The organism is Solilutibacter silvestris (genome assembly GCF_002895945.1).
In the GTDB taxonomy this organism is placed as follows: domain Bacteria; phylum Pseudomonadota; class Gammaproteobacteria; order Xanthomonadales; family Xanthomonadaceae; genus Solilutibacter; species Solilutibacter silvestris.
On the sequence record NZ_NPZB01000002.1, the window covers coordinates 1,091,342 to 1,109,268 of the forward strand.

Below are 17,927 nucleotides of genomic sequence, written 5' to 3' on the forward strand. Positions count from 1 at the left end.
CTCATTGCGGCCACAGCACCCGGCCGTCCTGCGCCTTCTTCGCGATCGCCGCCATGCGTGCGGCGTGGGCCGCGACATCGGCAGGCGAGATCGCCACGCGCGGACGCGCTCCGGCATCGCCGCTCGGCAGCCATGACATCACCGGCACGTCGCTCGCGTTGTCCGTCGAAGCATCGAAGCCGATCTCGCCCTGCCCCGACGTCATCGCCAGATAGGCTTCGGCCAGCAACTGGGCATCGAGCAGGGCGCCGTGCAACTGGCGATGCGAATTGTCGACACCGAGGCGACGGCACAACGCATCCAGCGAATTGCGCTGGCCCGGATACTTCTGCCGCGCCATTGCAAGGGTGTCGAGGATGCTGGCGCGATCCCCCAACTTTCCGTAACTGTCGCCTGCCAGCGACAGTTCATTGTCGAGGAAGCCGACGTCGAACGCGGCGTTGTGGATTACCAGCTCGGCGCCGTCGATGAAAGCGAGGAAGTCGTCGATGATGTCGGCGAACAGCGGTTTGTCGGAGAGAAAGTCGAGCGTGAGCCCGGTGACTTCCTGCGCGCCCGGCTCGAACTCGCGTTGCGGATTGATGTAGACGTGGAAGGTGCGCCCGCTCGGCCGCCGTTCCAGCAATTCCACGCAACCGATTTCCACCACGCGATTGCCGATCTTCCATTCCAGACCGGTGGTTTCGGTATCGAGTATGATCTGGCGCATCAGACCATCGCCTCTTTCATTTTGATCGCTTCGTCGCGCGCCAGCACATCGACGCGTTCATTGTCGGGATCGCCGGCGTGGCCCTTCACCCATTTCCATTCGACCTTGTGGCGCGATCGCGCTTCGTCCAATCGTTGCCACAGGTCCTGGTTCTTCACCGGATCGCCACCGGCGGTTTTCCAGCCGCGCCGACGCCAACCCACCAGCCATTCGGAAATGCCCTGCTGCACGTAACGGGAGTCGGTGTGCAGGATGACCTCGCATGGCTCGGTCAATGCTTCCAGCGCGCGGATCGCCGCCATCAATTCCATGCGGTTGTTGGTGGTCTGCGCCTCGCCGCCATGCACTTCCCGTTCGTGGGCGCCGTAGCGTAACAACGCCGCCCAGCCGCCGGGACCAGGATTGCCGAGACAGGCGCCATCGGTATGCGCCTCGATCCGCTTCACCACACTCATGCCAGTGTCAGCGTCGGGCTGGGCGCGCGGGCGCGAGTCACGGTGAACGGGATGGAACGTTTTTCGGCACACAAACGGTAGGCCGCGCGCGCGCCGGCACCGGTCTGCATCGCGGCGATGCGCTGCGGATTCCATGCCGGTCCGATGCCTTCGGCCACCGCGTCGGGCGCGAAGCCGTGACGGCGCAGGCGACGACGCCAGGTGAACGGTTCAGCATCAGTGATGCCTTGGCGCCACCAATAACGTCGATACGGGGACAAAGGGTTCAGGCCGAACAGCCACAGCCGTCCACCCGGCACCAGCACGCGTGCGGCTTCGACCAGGGCCTCGTCCCACGCCAAACCACAGTCGCCGGCGTGTTGCAGGACGATGGTCCCGACCGATTCACTCGCCAGCGGCCAGCGTCCCGTTGCGCAGGCGACATCGCCCGCGAGCGCATCGCCTCCGTCCACCTGCAGCCAGACCAGATGGCGATTGTCCAACTCGGTGGGCCGCTCGGTCGGCGCGATGCACAGCCACGGCAGGCCCGGGCGTTCGTGTCCGGCGGCGTCCAGCAAGGGCCATTCGCAGGCCAGCACCACCTGCCCGTGGGCGCTCTCGAACCAGTCGCGCGCGGGCAGATCGGGTTGACGGCGTGGCAGCAGGCTGGGCATGGTGACTAGTGTATGGCACGACTCGAACCGATCCCCGCCTACCAAGACAACTACATCTGGTTCCTGCAGGATGGGGAATCGAGCATCGTGGTTGATCCGGGCGATGCCGCACCGGTACTCGCGCGTTTGGGCGATGCAAGACCGAACGCAATCCTGATCACCCACCACCATTGGGATCACATCGACGGCCTGCCGGAACTCCATGCGCGCTGGCCCGACGTGCCGATCTTCGCGCCCGACGACCCGCGCATTGCGATCGCCACACATCGCGTGACTGAGGGTGATGTGGTGGAGATCGGACCGTGGCGCTTCGATGTGCTCGCCGTGCCCGGACACACGCTGAGCCATATCGCCTATTCCACGGACCAACTGCTGTTTTGCGGAGATACGCTGTTCAGCCTCGGCTGCGGTCGACTGTTCGAAGGCACCCCGGCGCAGATGCTGGCCTCGCTCGATCGCCTGGCCGCCCTGCCCGGCGATACCACCGTTTGCTGCACCCACGAATACACCGCGTCGAACGCGCGTTTCGCGCTGGCGGTCGATCCCGCCAACGCAGCCTTGCAACGAAGGGTGGAGGATGTCGCGGCATTGCGCGGCCGCGGCGAGCCGACGCTGCCTACGACCATCGCCTCGGAACGCGCCTGCAATCCGTTCCTGCGCAGCGATGCCCCGGAGATCCGATCGATGCTGGAACAGCGGCTGGGCCATTCGCCTGCAGATCGTGTCGAGGCATTCGCCGCGCTGCGTAGCTGGAAGGATGACTTCCGGTGACGCTGCCTCGACGAGGTATCGTGCTCGCGCTGGCGCTTGCCACCAGCCCGGCATTGCCAGCGATTGAACCCGAAACAACCACCGGCCAAGCCGTGCTGACGCAGTTCCAGTCGCACCTCGGCTCGCCCGAATGTGCGGACGCCTCCGCGACCTGGCGCCGCCACTACGCACCGTACGTGCGCCGGCTGATCGATCCGCGCGATCCTGCACTCGGCCGCTTCGACTATGTGTTGACCCGCATCATCGCCGCGGGTCTGCCCAGCGAGTACGCCATGATTCCCTTTGTCGAAAGTCACTACGAACCCGACCAGCGCAGCGGCGATGGGCCAGCAGGGCTGTGGCAATTCACCGCCGCCACCGCGCGCTCGCATGGCCTGCATGTCGGTGGTGGTCGCGACGATCGCATGTCGATGGAAGCCTCGACCCGCGCCGCGTTGACCTATCTCAAGACGCTGCATCGGCAGTTCGGCGGCAACTGGCGCACCACGGTGATGGCCTACAACGCCGGCGATGGCCGCATGCGCATCGCCCAACGCCGTGGCGGCGCCGGCCTGTCCTTCATCACCCGCATCTATCCCGACAAGATCCACGCCATCGCCTGCGACATCCTCGGCCACGGCGACAGCGATCGCTGGAAGGCGCCCCTGCAGCGCACGCTGCCACGCCTGCAACTGCCCAGGGTCCTGCGCGAGCCGAAAGGCTAGCTACGCCGGCGAAGGGTGACGGCGGGCCCCGCGCGCGGCACACTGTCCACTTTCCACGCGACACAGGTGTCATCCATGGGGTTCCTGCAGGGCAAACGCGCACTCATCACCGGCATCGCCAGCCAGCGTTCGATCGCCACCGGCATCGCCGAGGCCATGCATCGCGAGGGCGCCGAGCTCGTCCTCACCTACCAGAACGAGAAGCTGAAATCGCGCGTGGAAGACGCCGCCGCCGAATACGGCGCCAAGCTGGTGCTGCCGCTCGATGTCGCCGATGACGGCCAGATCAACGAGTGCTTCGCGCAACTGGGCCAGCACTGGGACGGCCTCGACATCCTCGTCCATTGCATCGCCTTCGCGCCACGCGAAGCGATCGAAGGCGATTTCCTCGACGGCATCACCCGCGAGAACTATCACATCGCCCACGACATCAGCGCCTATTCGCTGGCCGCGCTGGGCAAGGCCGCGCGTCCGCTGATGAAGGGCCGCAACGGCGCCATCCTCACCCTGAGCTATCTCGGTGCGGAACGCGCGCTCGCCAACTACAACACCATGGGCGTGGCCAAGGCCAGCCTGGAAGCGACGGTGCGCTACATGGCGATGAGCGTCGGTCCGGAAGGCACCCGCGTCAATGCGATCTCGGCCGGCCCGATCCGCACGCTGGCCGCCTCCGGCGTCGCCAACTTCCGCAAGATGCTCACGGCGTTCGAAGCGGTCGCGCCGCTGCGTCGCGCAATCACCATCGAGGATGTCGGCAACACCGCGGCATTCCTGTGCTCGGATCTCGCGCGCGGCATCACCGGTGAAATCACCTATGTCGATTCCGGCTACAACATCATGGGGATGAGCGGGATCGAATGAGTTCCTGCTTCACTCACGCACGAAAGAAAAAGCCCGGCAATGCCGGGCTTTTTTGTGGCCACTCGCGACGCGAAGATCAGAGACGATCTTCGGCGACGGTGACCTTGAACAACTTGCGCGTTGCCTTGACGTAGCCGTCCGCCGACGCTTGGCCATTGGCCTGGGCGATCTGCTGCATCAGCCCGGCGCGCGCTTCCGGCGGGAACGCCGCAGGATCGCCCGGCTTCACCGCACTCACCGCGAACACTGCCCAGCCGCCATCCGGCAGCTGCACCTTGCCGGCGCTTTGCTTGCCGGCGCCCGGACGCGCGATCGAGAAAATCGCCTTGTTGACCGCCGGCGTCGGCACATTGCCGCGCGGCAGCGTCGCGGCTGGCTGCACCGCCAGCGATTGCGCCGCGGCGACCTGCGCCATCGTCTGTCCAGCGGCAATCGCCTTGATCATCGCATCGGCGCGCGCGGCGGCGGCCTTGCTGGCGCGATCGGCGCGCACGTCGGCGATCACCTGGTCATGTACTTCGACCAGCGGGCGCTGGCGCGCGGGGGTGTAGTCGACCACATGCACCATCACCGAGTGACCCGGCGTGATGGTGATCGGATCGCTCACGCCCTTGTTCTTCAGCAGGTTGTCCGAGAACGCCACGCGGCGCACCTGCGGCTCGGCGAGAATGCCCTGCACCGCTGCCGGCACGACCGGGCCAATCTTCTCGAACGGCAGCTTCTGCGCCACCGCGGTCGCGGCGAAGCTGGCGGGATTCTTGTAGGCCTCGTCGGCCAGCACGCCCATCGACGTATTGAGCGCCTTCGCGCCGGCGGTCTTGGCCAGCGCTTTCTCGATTTCGGGACGCGCTTCCTCGAACGTGGTGACCTTGCCTTCCTTGATGTCGCGCACCTGGATGATGTGGAAGCCGAAAGCGGAACGCACCGGTGCGCTGATGGCGCCCTTCGGCGTCGCGAACAGCGCATCCTCGAACGGCTTGACCATGCTGCCGTCCTGCGCGACCCAGCCGAGATCGCCGCCCTTGGCCTTCGAGCCGGTATCGTCGGAATTGGCCTTGGCCAACGCGGCGAAATCCGCGCCGGGCGCCTTCGCCTGTTCGTCCAGCTGCTCGGCCTTGGCCTTGGCTGCAGCGACCACTTCCGGCTTGGCGTCCTTGGCGACGGCGACCAGGATGTGCGATGCCAGGCGCTGATTGCCAGCGACGTACTTGGCCTTGTCGGTGTCGTACTGCTTGCGCAACTGCGCTTCATCGATCGTCGACGAGGTGATCTTCGCGGGATCGCCATCGACGACCTCGAAGGTCGCCTGCACCGGCTGCATGTACTGCGCGCCGTGGGCGTCATACCACGCCTTGGCCTCGGCATCGCTCACCGGCGAGGTGTCCACGGCGGCGGGAATGGCGACGATCTGCACTTCGCGCTGTTCGGTCAATGCGTTGGTCAGGCGACTGGCTTCGGCCGGCGTCACGAAATCACTGAGCGCGATGCGTCCGGCGAGTGCCTCGCGGCGCAAGCCATCGCGGATCTGCGCTTCGAACACTTCCGGTGTCGTCGGCGGTTGCAGCGTGGCCAGCGTGCGCTGGTAGGTTGCCAGGTCGAACTTGCCGTTGACCTGGAAGTTCGGGATCGCATTGATGGTCTTCTGGACCGAGGCATCGGAGACGCTGATGCCGTTGCGGCTGGTGGCCAGCAGCATCACGCGCACGTCGATCATCTGGTCCAGCACCTTGCGCTTGTTGTCGGCGCTCTCGAATTGCTGGCTGTCGAAGGCATCGCCCAGGCTCTGGCGCTGCTGCTGGCGCATCTGGTCGAACTGCTGGCGGAAATCCTGCTGGCTGATGTCGTCGGTCGTCCACAGCTTGGACAGCGGCCAGAACGATGGCGCCGACTTCCACCACGTCGGCGGCGCCTGGATGCGCGCGACGTAGGTGTCGTTGCGGCCACCGACGTACTGTTCGATGCCGAACAGTGCAAATGGAATGATCAGCAACCCGAGGATGGTCGGGGCGATCCAGCGGGCGGTCTTGTCACGCAGTGCTTGCAGCATCGATGGGGTCTTGGTTTCAGCCGACCGCGAAGTGTAACGCGATGCAAATGTCCGGGCAAAACAAAAGGCGCCTTTCGGCACCTTCTGTGTTCTCGTTCTGGCGGAGCGGACGGGACTCGAACCCGCGACCTCCGGCGTGACAGGCCAGCATTCTAACCAGCTGAACTACCGCTCCGTTGAGTTGGAAAGAATAACGTGACGCGAATGAATGCGCAAGCATCGGCAACACGAAATTCCAAAACGAAGACACCCGGCACGTGGCCGGGTGTCGAAGTGGTGGGCGCTGAGGGTTTCGAACCCCCGACCCTCTCCGTGTAAAGGAGACGCTCTACCGCTGAGCTAAGCGCCCGTTGTGGATCAGCTCACCTGATCCTTCAGCGCCTTGCCGGCCTTGAAGGCTGGAACTTTTGCGGCGGGAATATCGATGGTTTCGCCGGTCTTCGGGTTGCGGCCCTGGCGCGCGGCGCGGGCGCGCACTTCGAAGGTGCCGAAGCCGACCAGCGTCACGGCATCACCCTTCTTCAGCGTGCTGCCGACCACCGAGATCACGCCGTCGACGGCGCGCGTCGCGTCCATCTTGGACAGACCGGCCGCAACGGCCACGGCATCGATGAATTCACCTTTGTTCATGAGTACTCCTAACTGTGGGGGATCGATCGAATCGATCATGGAAAGCCAGTCGGGCCACCGCAGGTGGCCGTAAGGCGAAAACGGAAAATCCCGGAACGGGATGCGTTCGCCCGGATCAGGCCGGGCCGTTATACCAGCCGCTTCCGCGCTTCCGCAACCGCACCAGTGTATGGCAGGCACGGCGGCGCGGGGGCGCCATTCAGCCAAATCAGTGCTTGACGCCGCGCTCCTTGGCCGGCTCGCGGCGACGGCGCGTGGACACCGGAACCGGGATCGTGGCCTCGGCGCTGGCGGTTTCGAGCCGCGCGATCGGCCGTTCCAGCGCCAGGTCCAGCACCTCGTCGATCCACTTCACCGGCACGATCTTCATGCCCTCGGTCACCGATTTCGGCAGATCGACCAGGTCCTTGCGGTTCTCGTCGGGGATCAGCACGGTCTTGATGCCGCCACGCAGCGCCGCCAGCAGCTTCTCCTTCAGGCCGCCGATCGCGGTGACGCGCCCGCGCAGGGTGATCTCACCGGTCATCGCAACGTCGGCGCGCACCGGGATCTTGGTCAGCGACGACACCAGCGCCGTCGTCATCGCCGCGCCCGCGCTCGGGCCGTCCTTGGGCGTCGCGCCATCGGGCACGTGCAGGTGGATGTCGAACTTCTGCAGGAAGTCGTGTTCGATGCCGAGGCGCTCGGCGCGCGAACGCACCACCGACAACGCCGCCGACGCCGATTCCTTCATCACGTCGCCGAGCTGGCCGGTCAGGATCATCCCGCCCTTGCCCGGCACCAGCGCCACTTCGATCTGCAGCAGGTCGCCACCAACTTCGGTCCATGCCAGCCCGGTGACCATGCCGATCTCGTTCTCGGCTTCGGCCTGGCCGTAATCGAAACGACGCACGCTCAGGTATTTGTCGAGGTTGGCCGCATTGACCACCACGGTCTTCGGCTTGCGCTTGCCCTTCTGCGGTTGCGGACCGGCCAGCGCGATGTCCTTGACCACCTTGCGGCAGATCCGTGCGACTTCGCGTTCGAGGTTGCGCACGCCGGACTCGCGGGTGTAGTAGCGGATGATGTCGCGCACCGCGCTGTCCTCGATCGACAATTCGCCCTCGCGCAGGCCGTTGGCCTTCATCTGCTTGGGCACGAGGTAGCGCATGGCGATGTTGAGCTTTTCTTCCTCGGTGTAACCGGGGATGCGGATCACCTCCATGCGATCGAGCAACGGACCGGGGATGTTCATCGAATTGGAAGTGGCGATGAACATCACTTCGGAGAGATCGAGATCGACCTCGAGATAATGGTCGTTGAAGATGTGGTTCTGCTCGGGATCGAGCACTTCCAGCAACGCCGCCGAAGGATCGCCGCGGAAGTCCATCGCCATCTTGTCGATTTCATCGAGCACGAAGAGCGGATTCTTCGCGCCGACCTTGTTGAGGTTCTGGACGATGCGGCCCGGCATCGAGCCGACATAGGTACGGCGATGGCCGCGGATCTCGGCCTCGTCGCGCACGCCGCCCAGCGCCATGCGCACGAACTTGCGATTGGTGGCCTTGGCGATGCTCTGGCCGAGCGAGGTCTTGCCGACGCCCGGTGGCCCGACCAGGCACAGGATCGGGCCCTTCATCTTCGACACGCGCGATTGCACCGCGAGATATTCGAGGATGCGTTCCTTCACCTTGTCGAGGCCGAAGTGGTCGGCGTCGAGGACGTCCTGCGCGACCTTCAGGTCCTTGCGCACTTTCGAACGCTTCTTCCACGGCACGCCGAGCAGCCAGTCGAGGTAGTTGCGCACCACGCCCGCTTCCGCGGACATCGGCGACATCTGCCGCAACTTGGCGTATTCGGCCTTGGCCTTGGTTTCCACCGCCTTGGGCATGCCGGCATCGGCGATCTTCTTGCCGAGCACGTCGAGTTCGTTGCCGCCGGCACCTTCCTCGCCCTCGCCAAGTTCCTTCTGGATCGCCTTCATCTGCTCGTTGAGGTAGTACTCGCGCTGGCTCTTTTCCATCTGCGACTTGACGCGGCCGCGGATCTTCTTCTCCAGCTGCTGGACGTCGAGCTCGCCATCGACGAGGCCGATCAGCTGCTCCAGGCGCTCGCCGACATCGACGGTTTCCAGCAATTTCTGCTTGTCGGCCAGGCGCACCGCCAAATGCGCGGCGATGCTGTCGGCGATGCGCGCGGGATCGTCCAGCGTCTGCAGCGTCTGCATCAACTCCGGCGGCAGCTTGCGATTGGTCTTGAGGTACTGCTCGAACAACCCGGTGAGCGAGCGACTGAGCGCCTCGACTTCCTGGGGATCACGCTCCGGCGACGCCGGCAGCTCCTGCGCGATGCCGTAGAGCGCGCCATCGTGCGCCTGCACCTGCGCGACACCGACGCGCTCGGTGCCTTCGACCAGCACCTTGATGGTGCCATCGGGCAGCTTGAGCAATTGCAGCACCTGCGCCAGCGCGCCAACCGAATAAAGATCGCCCTGCGCCGGATCGTCGATATCGGGCGAGGTCTGCGCCACCAGCAGGATGCGCTTGTCGCCTTCCATCGCCACTTCCAGCGCCTTGATCGATTTCTCGCGGCCCACGAACAGCGGGATCACCATGTGCGGGAACACCACCACGTCGCGCAGCGGCAAGACCGGCAGGTCGCCCTCGGGCAGGCTGCTGGTGCTGGCGGTCGGGGTCGTCTGGTCAGTCATTTATCGTGCTCCGCTACGGCATGGATTGCTTCCTAGCAAGGTGCGGCACGTTCCCGGCATTTGCAAGGGACGCCACCACGCTTTTTCCCGTGGATTCACCTGCGGATTCCATTCATCCAGACGCAAACGGGCCGGCGCAGTGGCCGGCCCGTCATCACCAAGGGAAGATGCCGCTTATTCGGCTGCAGCGATCTTCTGCGGCGGCTGCGCGCTTGGTGCCGCGGTGTCGTAGATCATGAACGGCGGCGTCCTGTTGTCGATCACCGATTCGTCCACCACCACCTTGCTCACGCCCTGCAGCGACGGCAGGTCGTACATCGTGTCGAGCAGCACCGATTCGACGATCGTGCGCAATCCGCGCGCGCCGGTCTTGCGCTTGAGCGCCTTGCGGGCGATCGCAGCCAACGCTTCCGGACGGAACTCCAGCTCAACGCCTTCCATCTCGAACAGTTTGCGGAACTGCTTGGTGATGGCGTTCTTCGGCTCGGAGAGAATCTTGACCAGCGCCGGTTCGTCGAGCTCTTCCAGCGTCGCGACCACCGGCAGGCGACCGACGAATTCCGGGATCAGGCCGAACTTGATCAGGTCTTCCGGTTCGACATCCGCCAGCACCTTGCCGGTATCGGCCTTGCGCTCGGACGACTTCACCTTGGCGCTGAAACCGATGCCGCCGCCTTCGGTGGTGCGCTGCTGGATGATCTTGTCCAGCCCGGCGAACGCGCCACCGACGATGAACAGGATGTTGCGAGTATCGACCTGCAGGAATTCCTGCTGCGGATGCTTGCGGCCACCCTGTGGCGGAATGCTGGCAACGGTGCCTTCGATCAGCTTGAGCAGCGCCTGCTGCACGCCTTCGCCGGAGACGTCGCGGGTGATCGACGGGTTTTCGCTCTTGCGCGAGATCTTGTCGATTTCATCGATGTAGACGATGCCGTGCTGCGCCTTGTCGACGTCGTAGTCGCATTTCTGCAGCAGCTTCTGGATGATGTTTTCCACGTCCTCGCCGACGTAGCCGGCTTCGGTGAGCGTGGTGGCATCGGCCATGGTGAACGGCACGTTGAGCAGGCGCGCCAGCGTTTCCGCCAGCAACGTCTTGCCCGAACCGGTCGGCCCGACCAGCAGGATGTTCGATTTCGCCAGTTCGATCTCGTCCGATTTCTGCCGGCTCTCGATGCGCTTGTAGTGGTTGTACACCGCGACCGCGAGCGTCTTCTTGGCGCGCGACTGGCCGATCACGTACTGGTCGAGGACCTCGAGGATTTCCTGCGGCTTCGGCAACGCACTGCGGGTGGAGTCGGATTTCTGCTCCAGCTCCTCGCGGATGATGTCGTTGCACAGCTCGACGCACTCGTCGCAGATGTACACGCTGGGACCGGCGATGAGCTTGCGGACTTCGTGCTGGCTCTTGCCGCAAAACGAGCAGTACAGGATCTTCGAACTGTCGGTCGTGCGGGTGCTGCGGTCGTCTGTCATTCCCTGTCCTGAGCTTGGGAGAGTGGCTCTCCCGGAAGATAGCATAAGACCAAGCGCCCAGCTGTCGTGGGCACCGGATCAAACACTCTTTTGAATCAATGGCTTGCGGCGATTCTCCGACCCGGTCACGCGGCCTGGATGGTCTCGTCGGGACGGCGTGCCAGCACCTGGTCGATCAGGCCATAGGCGCGGGCGGCCTCGGCGTCCTTGAAATTGTCGCGGTCGGTGTCGTGGCCGATGGTTTCCATCGACTGCCCGGTGTGCTTGGCGAGGATCTCGTTCAAGCGCTGGCGCAGCGTCAGGATCTCGCGCGCCTGGATCTCGATGTCGGCCGCCTGGCCCTGGGCGCCGCCCAGTGGCTGGTGGATCATCACCCGAGAATTCGGCAGGGCATAGCGCTTGCCCGCCGCGCCCGCCGCCAGCAGCACCGCGCCCATCGACGCCGCCTGGCCCACGCAGATGGTGGAGACGTCCGGCTTGATGAACTGCATGGTGTCGTAGATCGACATGCCGGCGGTGACCACGCCACCCGGCGAGTTGATGTACAGGCTGATGTCCTTCTCGGGGTTTTCCGCTTCGAGGAACAGCAGCTGCGCCACCACCAAGTTGGCGACGTTGTCGTCGATCGGGCCGACCAGGAAGATCACCCGTTCCTTGAGCAGGCGCGAATAGATGTCATAGGCGCGCTCGCCACGGCTGGTCTGTTCGACCACCATGGGCACAAGGTTCAGGGAAGTTGCGGGAATCGACATGCTCGAGCTCCGATGTGTGGTGACGCGACCCGTGACCTTAGCAAAGGCAACGATCAGCCTTGGCTGATCATTCGGCGCGGATGGCGTCCTGGAAGGACATTGCCTGTTCCGTGTGCTGGGCCTGCCCGGCGATCCAGTCGATCACCTGCTCTTCCATCACGCGGTTCTGCAGACCCTGCATGAGTTGGGGATCGTTGCGGTACAAATCAATGACCTGTTGCGGCTCCTCGTAGGTGGAGGCGATCAGGCGCAGGGTTTCGACCAGACGGTTGGAATCGAGGCTCAGCTTGTTCTGGCGGGCGATCTCACCCACCAGCAGCCCCACCAGCACGCGCTTGCGGGCGGCCTCGGCGTACGGGCCGGGTGCGGCTTCGACCACCTGGGCGCCGTTCTGGCGCGCCTGCTCGGCATCGGCATTGGCCATCGCCTGTGCTTCTTCCTGCACCAGGCGCGGCGGCAGTTCGGTGCCGGCGTAGGCCGTCACCAGTGCTTCGCCCACTTCGCGACGCAAGCGGTACATCAGCGCGCCCTTGAGCTCGCGCTCGAGGTTCTGGCGGATGTCGCGACGGAACTGTTCCATCTCGCCGCTGCGCACGCCGAAGCTGCGGATGAAGGCCTGGTCGATCTCGGGCAACGTCGCTTCGGCGACCTGGGTCACCTTGGCGTGGACCTTGGCGGTCTTGCCGGCCAGCGATTCGATGCGCCAATCGGCCGGGAATGCGATCTCGATGTCCTTTTCCTCACCGGTGGCCAAGCCTTCCAGCCCGCTTTCCAGCGCCGGCAGCATCTGCGCGGAACCCAGCACCGTCGATGCCGATTCGACGCCCTGCGGCGGCATGCGCTGGCCATCGACCTCGCTGCTCATCTCGACGTCGACCAGGTCGCCGCCCTTGGCGGCGCGCAATACCGGCGACCAGCTCTGGCGCTGTGCGCGCAGGTTGTCGACCATGCGGTCGATGTCTTCCTCGGTGACTTCCGCGGTGTTGCGGATCACGTTGAGCTTGCCGGCCTCGATGGTGCCGAAATCCGGAACCAGCTCGAAATCGGCGACGTAGGCCAGTTCGCCCTCGCCCGCCACATCGCTGTTCGGGACGATGCGCGGATTGCCGGCGATGCGCAGGTCCTGGCCTTCCACGGCCTTGCCGAAGCCTTCGCGGAGCATGCCGTCAAGGATCTCGCCGCGGATCTGCTCGCCGTAGCGGTTGTCGATCACGCTGGCCGGCACCTTGCCCGGGCGAAAGCCCTTGATGCGGGCGTCGCGCGCGATTTCGCGCAGGCGTGAACCCACCTTGTCGTTGAAATCGGTACTCGGCACCTTGAAAGTGACGCGACGGCCCAGATTGCCGGTGGATTCGATCGAGACTTGCATGGACGCTCCTGCTTGCCGCGTTGTCCTGCGGCCTGACGTTGTAGGTTGTTCGGAGCCCGCGCGGCGCGAGGGCAAGCCGGGGATTTTCGCCGATTTTCGCCGATCCTGCCAGTCGGCCAAAAAACTCGCCTTTGCAGTTCCATGCTCGCCAGCGCTCGCTGGGCACTTTGAAATTGGGCATTGGCTCGCGGGCTCGTTACACTTCGCTCCATTGCGAAAGTGGCGGAATTGGTAGACGCCCTGGTTTTAGGTACCAGTGCCGCAAGGCGTCCGGGTTCGAGTCCCGGCTTTCGCACCACCCACAAAAGAAAACACCCAGCTATTGGCTGGGTGTTTCTTGTTTGGTGGGCTGTGAAGGATTCGAACCTTCGACCTATTGATTAAGAGTCAACTGCTCTACCAACTGAGCTAACAGCCCCGAACTGCAAATGATACTGCATGTGCGAACACGTGCAAATACCACGATGGAAAATGGGGTGGCTGAGGGGACTCGAACCCCCGACATCCGGAATCACAATCCGGTGCTCTAACCAACTGAACTACAGCCACCATTGAAACTGGAACGTCACGTTCGCGATTGGCGCGCCCGGCAGGAATCGAACCTGCAACCACCGGCTTAGAAGGCCGGTGCTCTATCCGGTTGAGCTACGGGCGCAGAGGAAACGGAAGCGGAAGTGGTCGGGGTAGAGGGATTCGAACCCCCGACATCCTGCTCCCAAAGCAGGCGCGCTACCAGACTGCGCTATACCCCGACGAGAGAGAACCCGTTCTTCCTGCCCGCCCTGCGGTCCCTGCATAACCGTGCAACGACACTCGCGAAACGAGCGGCATTGTCGCGTCCACCCGCGGCAGTGTCAAATTGCCGTGGACATCATGCGCGTCAGAGTCTGCGTGCGATCGCTTCGGCGAAGCTCGTCGTGGTGCCGCTGCCGCCGAGATCGGGCGTCAGGTTGTCCTTGGCTTCCAGCGTTGCGACGATCGCGTTGCGCAGGCGCGTGGCCTGATCCGGCATGCCGAGGTGATCGAGCATCTGGCCCGCCGCGAGCAACAGCGCGCAGGGATTGGCGACGCCCTTGCCGGCGATGTCCGGCGCCGAACCGTGGACGGCCTCGAAGATCGCGCCGTGCTCGCCGATGTTGGCGCCGGGCGCCAAGCCGAGGCCACCGACCAGGCCCGCGCAGAGGTCGGAGATGATGTCGCCGAACAGGTTGGTGGTGACGATCACGTCGAACTGCTCCGGCTTCATCACCAGCTGCATGCAGGTGTTGTCGACGATCATCTCGTTGCACTCGATGTCCGGATATTGCGCGGCCACCTGGCGCGCGGTCTTCAGGAACAGGCCCGAAGTCGACTTCATGATGTTGGCCTTGTGGACCACCGTCACTTTCTTGCGGCCGATCTTGCGCGCCATCTCGAAGGCGTAGCGGACGATGCGCTCCGATCCCTTGTGGGTGACCCTCTGCACCAGCGTGGCGGTTTCGCCGTCTTCGCTCACCGCCTGGCCGTCGCTCAGGTACGCGCCTTCGGTGTTCTCGCGCACGGTGATGATGTCGATGTCGTTGGGGAAGCGCGATTTGGTATTGGGAAAACTGCGCGCCGGACGCACGTTGGCGTAGAGGTCGAACATGCGGCGCAGGGTGACGTTGATCGAGGTGAAGCCCTCGCCCACCGGCGTGGTCAGCGGCGCCTTCAGCGCGATCGTGTTGCGCTTGATCGAATCGATCGTTGCCTGAGGCAGCAAATCACCATGCTTTTCCAGTGCGACCATGCCGGCATCGGCTTCCTCCCAGGCGAGGTCGAGCTTCATCGCGTCGAGCACGTGCAAGGTGGCGGCCATGATCTCGGGGCCGATGCCGTCGCCGCGGATCACGGTGATGGTCTGGGTCATTGCAGGGTCCTCGGGTACGGGCGCGACGAATGCGCGCAAAGGCGCGTCAGCGCATGAAACGGAATCCCGCAATTATGCCAGATGGCGGCGGGATTCGTGGCCTTTCAGGCCTGCAGCAACGGCTCGAACTTGCCGGCGCGGTGCAACGCCATCATGTCGTCGTAGCCGCCAACATGCGTTTCGCCGACGAAGATCTGCGGCACGCTGGTGCGCTTGGCCTTCGCCACCATCTTTTCGCGTTCGACAGGATCGAGGTCGATGCGGACTTCGCGCCACTCCAGGCCCTTGCTCTTGAGGAAATTCTTGGCCGCCACGCAATATGGGCAGACTTGGGTCGAGTAGATGACGATTTCGGGCGTGGGCATGATGGAACCGATGACGGGAATGCCTGTCCATGATGGGGCTTCCGCGCCCGTTTTGCAGCCGCTGGCCGGCGCGGTTTACACCAAATTCACTCCTGCCCCGGGATCAGGCCACATGATTATGCAGTCCCACCGCCGGATCTCCCGAGTGCGTCGCCATCTGCCCACCGCCATTGCCATCGGACTCACGCTCGCCGTCGGCGCCACCCGCGCCCAGCAGGGCCACTTGCCGGACATGGGGTCGTCGGCGGCGCGGATCATCACCCCGGCCGAGCAGCGCGAATACGGTGCGATGACGCTGGCGCAGTTGCGCCGCTTCGACTACACGCTGGACGATCCGCTGCTGGGCGACTGGCTGCAGGGCGTTGGCAACCGGCTGGTGGCATCGAGCGATGCCAACAGCATGCCGTTCACCTTCTTCCTGCTGCGCGAACGCGAGATCAACGCCTTCGCCACATTGGGCGGCTACGTCGCGGTGAACAGCGGACTGGTGCTGACCGCGGAGCGCGAGGATGAAGTCGCGGCGGTGCTGGCGCACGAGGTCTCGCACGTCAGCCAATCGCATGTGCTGCGCGCGGTGGAACGCGCGCAGCGCGACCAGTTGCCGATCCTGCTGGCGATGCTCGGTGCGATCGTGGTGGCGCAGAAGGCCGGTGGTGGCGGCAATTCCGCCAGCAACGCGACGATGGCCGCGGTCGCCGGTGCGCAAGGACTGTTGGTGCAGCGCCAGCTCGACTATTCGCGCAGCAACGAATCCGAGGCCGATCGCGTCGGCATCCGCCTGCTGGCACGCGCCGGCTACGATCCCAACGCGATGGCGGGATTCTTCGAGCGCATGGAAACCGCGATGCGCGCCAACCGCGGCGGTGATCGCGAACAGACGCCCGATTACCTCCTCACCCATCCGGTCACCGGCACCCGCATCGCCGAGGCCAAGGCGCGCGCCGCGCAGATGAGCAGCGCGCCGGTGGTGACCAATATCGCCAGCCGCGACAATCCATTGCTGCCGCCCGGCATGCGCGTGCAGGTGTCGCAACGCGCCGCCAGCGGCATCTTCGACTTCGCCAAGGAACGCATGCGCGCGCTCACCGCGGCCACGCCAGCCCTGGCGGTGCAGGAATACGAACGGATGGCGACCCGTCACCCGCTCAACGACGCACAACGCTATGGCCAGGCTGTCGCGCGATTGGCTGCGGGCCAATACGCACCCGCCGGCACGATACTCGGGCAGTTGCTGCAGAAGCATCCGGACAACTGGTGGCTGGCGGTGGGCATGGCCGAAGCCGACAACGGTCTCGGCCATCGTGCCGAAGCGGATTCCCGCCTCAATGCCCTGATCCAGCGCATGCCAGGCAACCGCGCCATCGCGATCGCCTACGCGCAAATCCTGAACCAGCGTGGCGGGCGCGCAGCCGGCCAGCATGCGGTCGAGGTCCTGCGCCCACTGACTGCCGATGGCGGCGACGATCCCGTCTTCCAGAGCGCCTACGGCCGCGCTGCCGAACAGGCCGGCGACACCATCCGTGCCGGCGAGGCGTATGCCCAGGCCGCCTACCTGAACGGCAATCCCCAGCGCGCCCTGCTCCAGCTCCATACCCTGAAGCGCCGCCCGGATCTCGATTACTACGCCCGCACCCGCATCGATGCCCGCATCACCGCCATCACCCCGGAAGTGCTGGAAATGCGCAAACAGGGCATCCGCGACATGGATACAGGTCCGAACGATGACAAGAACCTTCGGCAAACGCTTGATTCATTGAGATAATTTTGCTGAATTCGATTCGCGATGACGGTGTCATCGTATTGTCAATAAACTGTCGTTTCCTGTCACGATCCGCCATTTGGGCCACACCGTGCAGAAGCGCATCCTGATCGTCGACGACGAACCCGCCATCCGCGACATGGTCGCCTTTGCCCTGCGCAAGGCCGAGTACGACGCCGTCCATGCCGGCGATGCCCGCGAGGCGCAGAACGCGATCGCCGATCGCCTGCCCGACCTGATCCTGCTCGACTGGATGCTGCCCGGCACCAGCGGTCTGGAATTGGCACGGCGCTGGCGCAAGGACAGCATGACTCGCGACGTGCCGATCATCATGCTCACCGCGCGCGGCGAGGAGAACGATCGCGTCAGCGGGCTTGAAGCCGGTGTCGACGATTACGTGGTCAAGCCGTTTTCCTCGCGGGAACTGCTGGCGCGCATCCGCGCGGTGATGCGGCGTTCGCGCGAGGACGACGAGGAAGGCAATGTCGCGGTTGGCGCCCTGCGCATCGACGGTGCCGCCCATCGCGTGTTCGCGCAGCCCGTTGGCGAGGATGCGTTGCCGGTGGCGATCGGCCCGACCGAATACCGCCTGCTGCATTTCTTCATGACCCATCCCGAGCGCGTCTATACCCGCTCGCAACTGCTCGATCATGTCTGGGGCGGCAGCGTCTACGTGGAGGAACGCACCGTCGACGTCCACATCCGCCGCCTGCGCAAGACACTGGAACCGCACACGCTCGACCACATGGTGCAGACGGTGCGTGGCGCCGGCTATCGCTTCTCGATCTCGGCCTGACGCAGG

16 protein-coding genes and 7 tRNA genes are annotated in these 17,927 nt (G+C 64.6%); 6 read left to right on the forward strand and 17 right to left on the reverse strand.

All coding sequences use genetic code 11. The annotated features are described in order from the left end of the window. Position 1: 1 nt before the first annotated feature. Genes dnaQ through Lysil_RS12645 form a run of 3 tightly spaced genes read right to left on the reverse strand, consistent with a single transcriptional unit; the run spans position 2 to position 1,817 of the window. Positions 2 to 709, reverse strand: coding sequence for a DNA polymerase III subunit epsilon (dnaQ, locus tag Lysil_RS12635; protein ID WP_103075889.1), 708 nt, complete (start codon positions 707 to 709; stop codon positions 2 to 4). Next, positions 709 to 1,155 carry a ribonuclease HI gene (rnhA, locus tag Lysil_RS12640; RefSeq protein WP_103076063.1) on the reverse strand — a complete coding sequence of 149 codons (447 nt, stop codon included), beginning with the start codon at positions 1,153 to 1,155 and terminating at the stop codon, positions 709 to 711. Before rnhA ends, dnaQ begins: the two co-directional genes overlap by 1 nt. 5 nt (positions 1,156 to 1,160) lie before the next feature. Continuing rightward, complete coding sequence (locus Lysil_RS12645) at positions 1,161 to 1,817, reverse strand: class I SAM-dependent methyltransferase (protein ID WP_103075890.1); 657 nt, start codon at positions 1,815 to 1,817, stop codon at positions 1,161 to 1,163. A 12-nt stretch (positions 1,818 to 1,829) separates the two neighbouring features. Here Lysil_RS12645 and gloB point away from each other — a divergent pair, with 12 nt between their 5' ends. From gloB to Lysil_RS12660, 3 genes are all read left to right on the forward strand, one after another. Further along, the gene (gloB, locus tag Lysil_RS12650; RefSeq protein ID WP_103075891.1) at positions 1,830 to 2,588 is read left to right on the forward strand and encodes a hydroxyacylglutathione hydrolase; all 759 of its coding nucleotides are present in this window, start codon (positions 1,830 to 1,832) and stop codon (positions 2,586 to 2,588) included. Continuing rightward, positions 2,585 to 3,292 (forward strand): lytic transglycosylase domain-containing protein, encoded by a 708-nt coding sequence (locus tag Lysil_RS12655; RefSeq protein ID WP_129588440.1) that lies wholly within the window; start codon positions 2,585 to 2,587, stop codon positions 3,290 to 3,292. Before gloB ends, Lysil_RS12655 begins: the two co-directional genes overlap by 4 nt. Before the next feature lie 75 nt (positions 3,293 to 3,367). After that, positions 3,368 to 4,153, forward strand: coding sequence for an enoyl-ACP reductase FabI (locus tag Lysil_RS12660; RefSeq protein ID WP_103075893.1), 786 nt, complete (start codon positions 3,368 to 3,370; stop codon positions 4,151 to 4,153). A gap of 76 nt (positions 4,154 to 4,229) precedes the next feature. Here the strand turns inward: Lysil_RS12660 and Lysil_RS12665 are convergent, their stop codons facing one another. From Lysil_RS12665 to tig, 8 genes are all read right to left on the reverse strand, one after another. Beyond that, positions 4,230 to 6,200, reverse strand: a complete 1,971-nt coding sequence (locus Lysil_RS12665; RefSeq protein ID WP_103075894.1) for a SurA N-terminal domain-containing protein — start codon at positions 6,198 to 6,200, stop codon at positions 4,230 to 4,232. Between the two features lie 98 nt (positions 6,201 to 6,298). Beyond that, a tRNA-Asp gene (locus Lysil_RS12670) sits at positions 6,299 to 6,375 on the reverse strand. A gap of 99 nt (positions 6,376 to 6,474) precedes the next feature. After that, positions 6,475 to 6,549 (reverse strand) — tRNA-Val (locus Lysil_RS12675). An 8-nt stretch (positions 6,550 to 6,557) separates the two neighbouring features. Further along, the gene (locus Lysil_RS12680) at positions 6,558 to 6,830 is read right to left on the reverse strand and encodes an HU family DNA-binding protein (RefSeq protein WP_103075895.1); all 273 of its coding nucleotides are present in this window, start codon (positions 6,828 to 6,830) and stop codon (positions 6,558 to 6,560) included. A 208-nt stretch (positions 6,831 to 7,038) separates the two neighbouring features. Continuing rightward, positions 7,039 to 9,519, reverse strand: coding sequence for an endopeptidase La (gene lon / locus Lysil_RS12685; RefSeq protein WP_103075896.1), 2,481 nt, complete (start codon positions 9,517 to 9,519; stop codon positions 7,039 to 7,041). A 174-nt stretch (positions 9,520 to 9,693) separates the two neighbouring features. Further along, complete coding sequence (clpX, locus tag Lysil_RS12690) at positions 9,694 to 10,992, reverse strand: ATP-dependent Clp protease ATP-binding subunit ClpX (protein ID WP_103075897.1); 1,299 nt, start codon at positions 10,990 to 10,992, stop codon at positions 9,694 to 9,696. Between the two features lie 125 nt (positions 10,993 to 11,117). Then, on the reverse strand, positions 11,118 to 11,744 hold the full coding sequence (gene clpP, locus Lysil_RS12695; protein ID WP_103075898.1) for an ATP-dependent Clp endopeptidase proteolytic subunit ClpP: 627 nt from the start codon (positions 11,742 to 11,744) through the stop codon (positions 11,118 to 11,120). Positions 11,745 to 11,811: 67 nt separating this feature from the next. Beyond that, entirely contained in the window at positions 11,812 to 13,113 is a 1,302-nt protein-coding gene (gene tig / locus Lysil_RS12700) for a trigger factor (protein ID WP_103075899.1), read from the reverse strand. Positions 13,114 to 13,326: 213 nt separating this feature from the next. On the opposite strand from tig, the gene Lysil_RS12705 reads away from it, so the two are divergent. Beyond that, a tRNA-Leu gene (locus Lysil_RS12705) sits at positions 13,327 to 13,411 on the forward strand. A gap of 44 nt (positions 13,412 to 13,455) precedes the next feature. On the opposite strand, the gene Lysil_RS12710 is transcribed toward Lysil_RS12705, so the two are convergent. From Lysil_RS12710 to grxC, 6 genes are all read right to left on the reverse strand, one after another. Beyond that, positions 13,456 to 13,531, reverse strand: a tRNA-Lys gene (locus Lysil_RS12710). Positions 13,532 to 13,585: 54 nt separating this feature from the next. Further along, positions 13,586 to 13,662: transfer RNA gene (locus tag Lysil_RS12715), tRNA-His, on the reverse strand. Between the two features lie 29 nt (positions 13,663 to 13,691). Then, positions 13,692 to 13,768, reverse strand: a tRNA-Arg gene (locus tag Lysil_RS12720). Positions 13,769 to 13,788: 20 nt separating this feature from the next. After that, positions 13,789 to 13,865 (reverse strand) — tRNA-Pro (locus Lysil_RS12725). A 128-nt stretch (positions 13,866 to 13,993) separates the two neighbouring features. Then, positions 13,994 to 15,001 carry an isocitrate dehydrogenase gene (locus Lysil_RS12730; protein WP_103075900.1) on the reverse strand — a complete coding sequence of 336 codons (1,008 nt, stop codon included), beginning with the start codon at positions 14,999 to 15,001 and terminating at the stop codon, positions 13,994 to 13,996. Between the two features lie 104 nt (positions 15,002 to 15,105). Next, a complete protein-coding gene (grxC, locus tag Lysil_RS12735; protein ID WP_103075901.1) occupies positions 15,106 to 15,366 on the reverse strand; it encodes a glutaredoxin 3 in 261 nt (86 codons plus the stop codon). Between the two features lie 118 nt (positions 15,367 to 15,484). Between grxC and Lysil_RS12740 the strand changes: the two genes are divergently transcribed. Further along, entirely contained in the window at positions 15,485 to 17,128 is a 1,644-nt protein-coding gene (locus tag Lysil_RS12740) for a M48 family metalloprotease (protein ID WP_103075902.1), read from the forward strand. A gap of 88 nt (positions 17,129 to 17,216) precedes the next feature. Continuing rightward, positions 17,217 to 17,921, forward strand: coding sequence for a phosphate regulon transcriptional regulator PhoB (gene phoB, locus Lysil_RS12745; protein WP_103076064.1), 705 nt, complete (start codon positions 17,217 to 17,219; stop codon positions 17,919 to 17,921). The last annotated feature ends 6 nt before the right edge of the window (positions 17,922 to 17,927 follow it).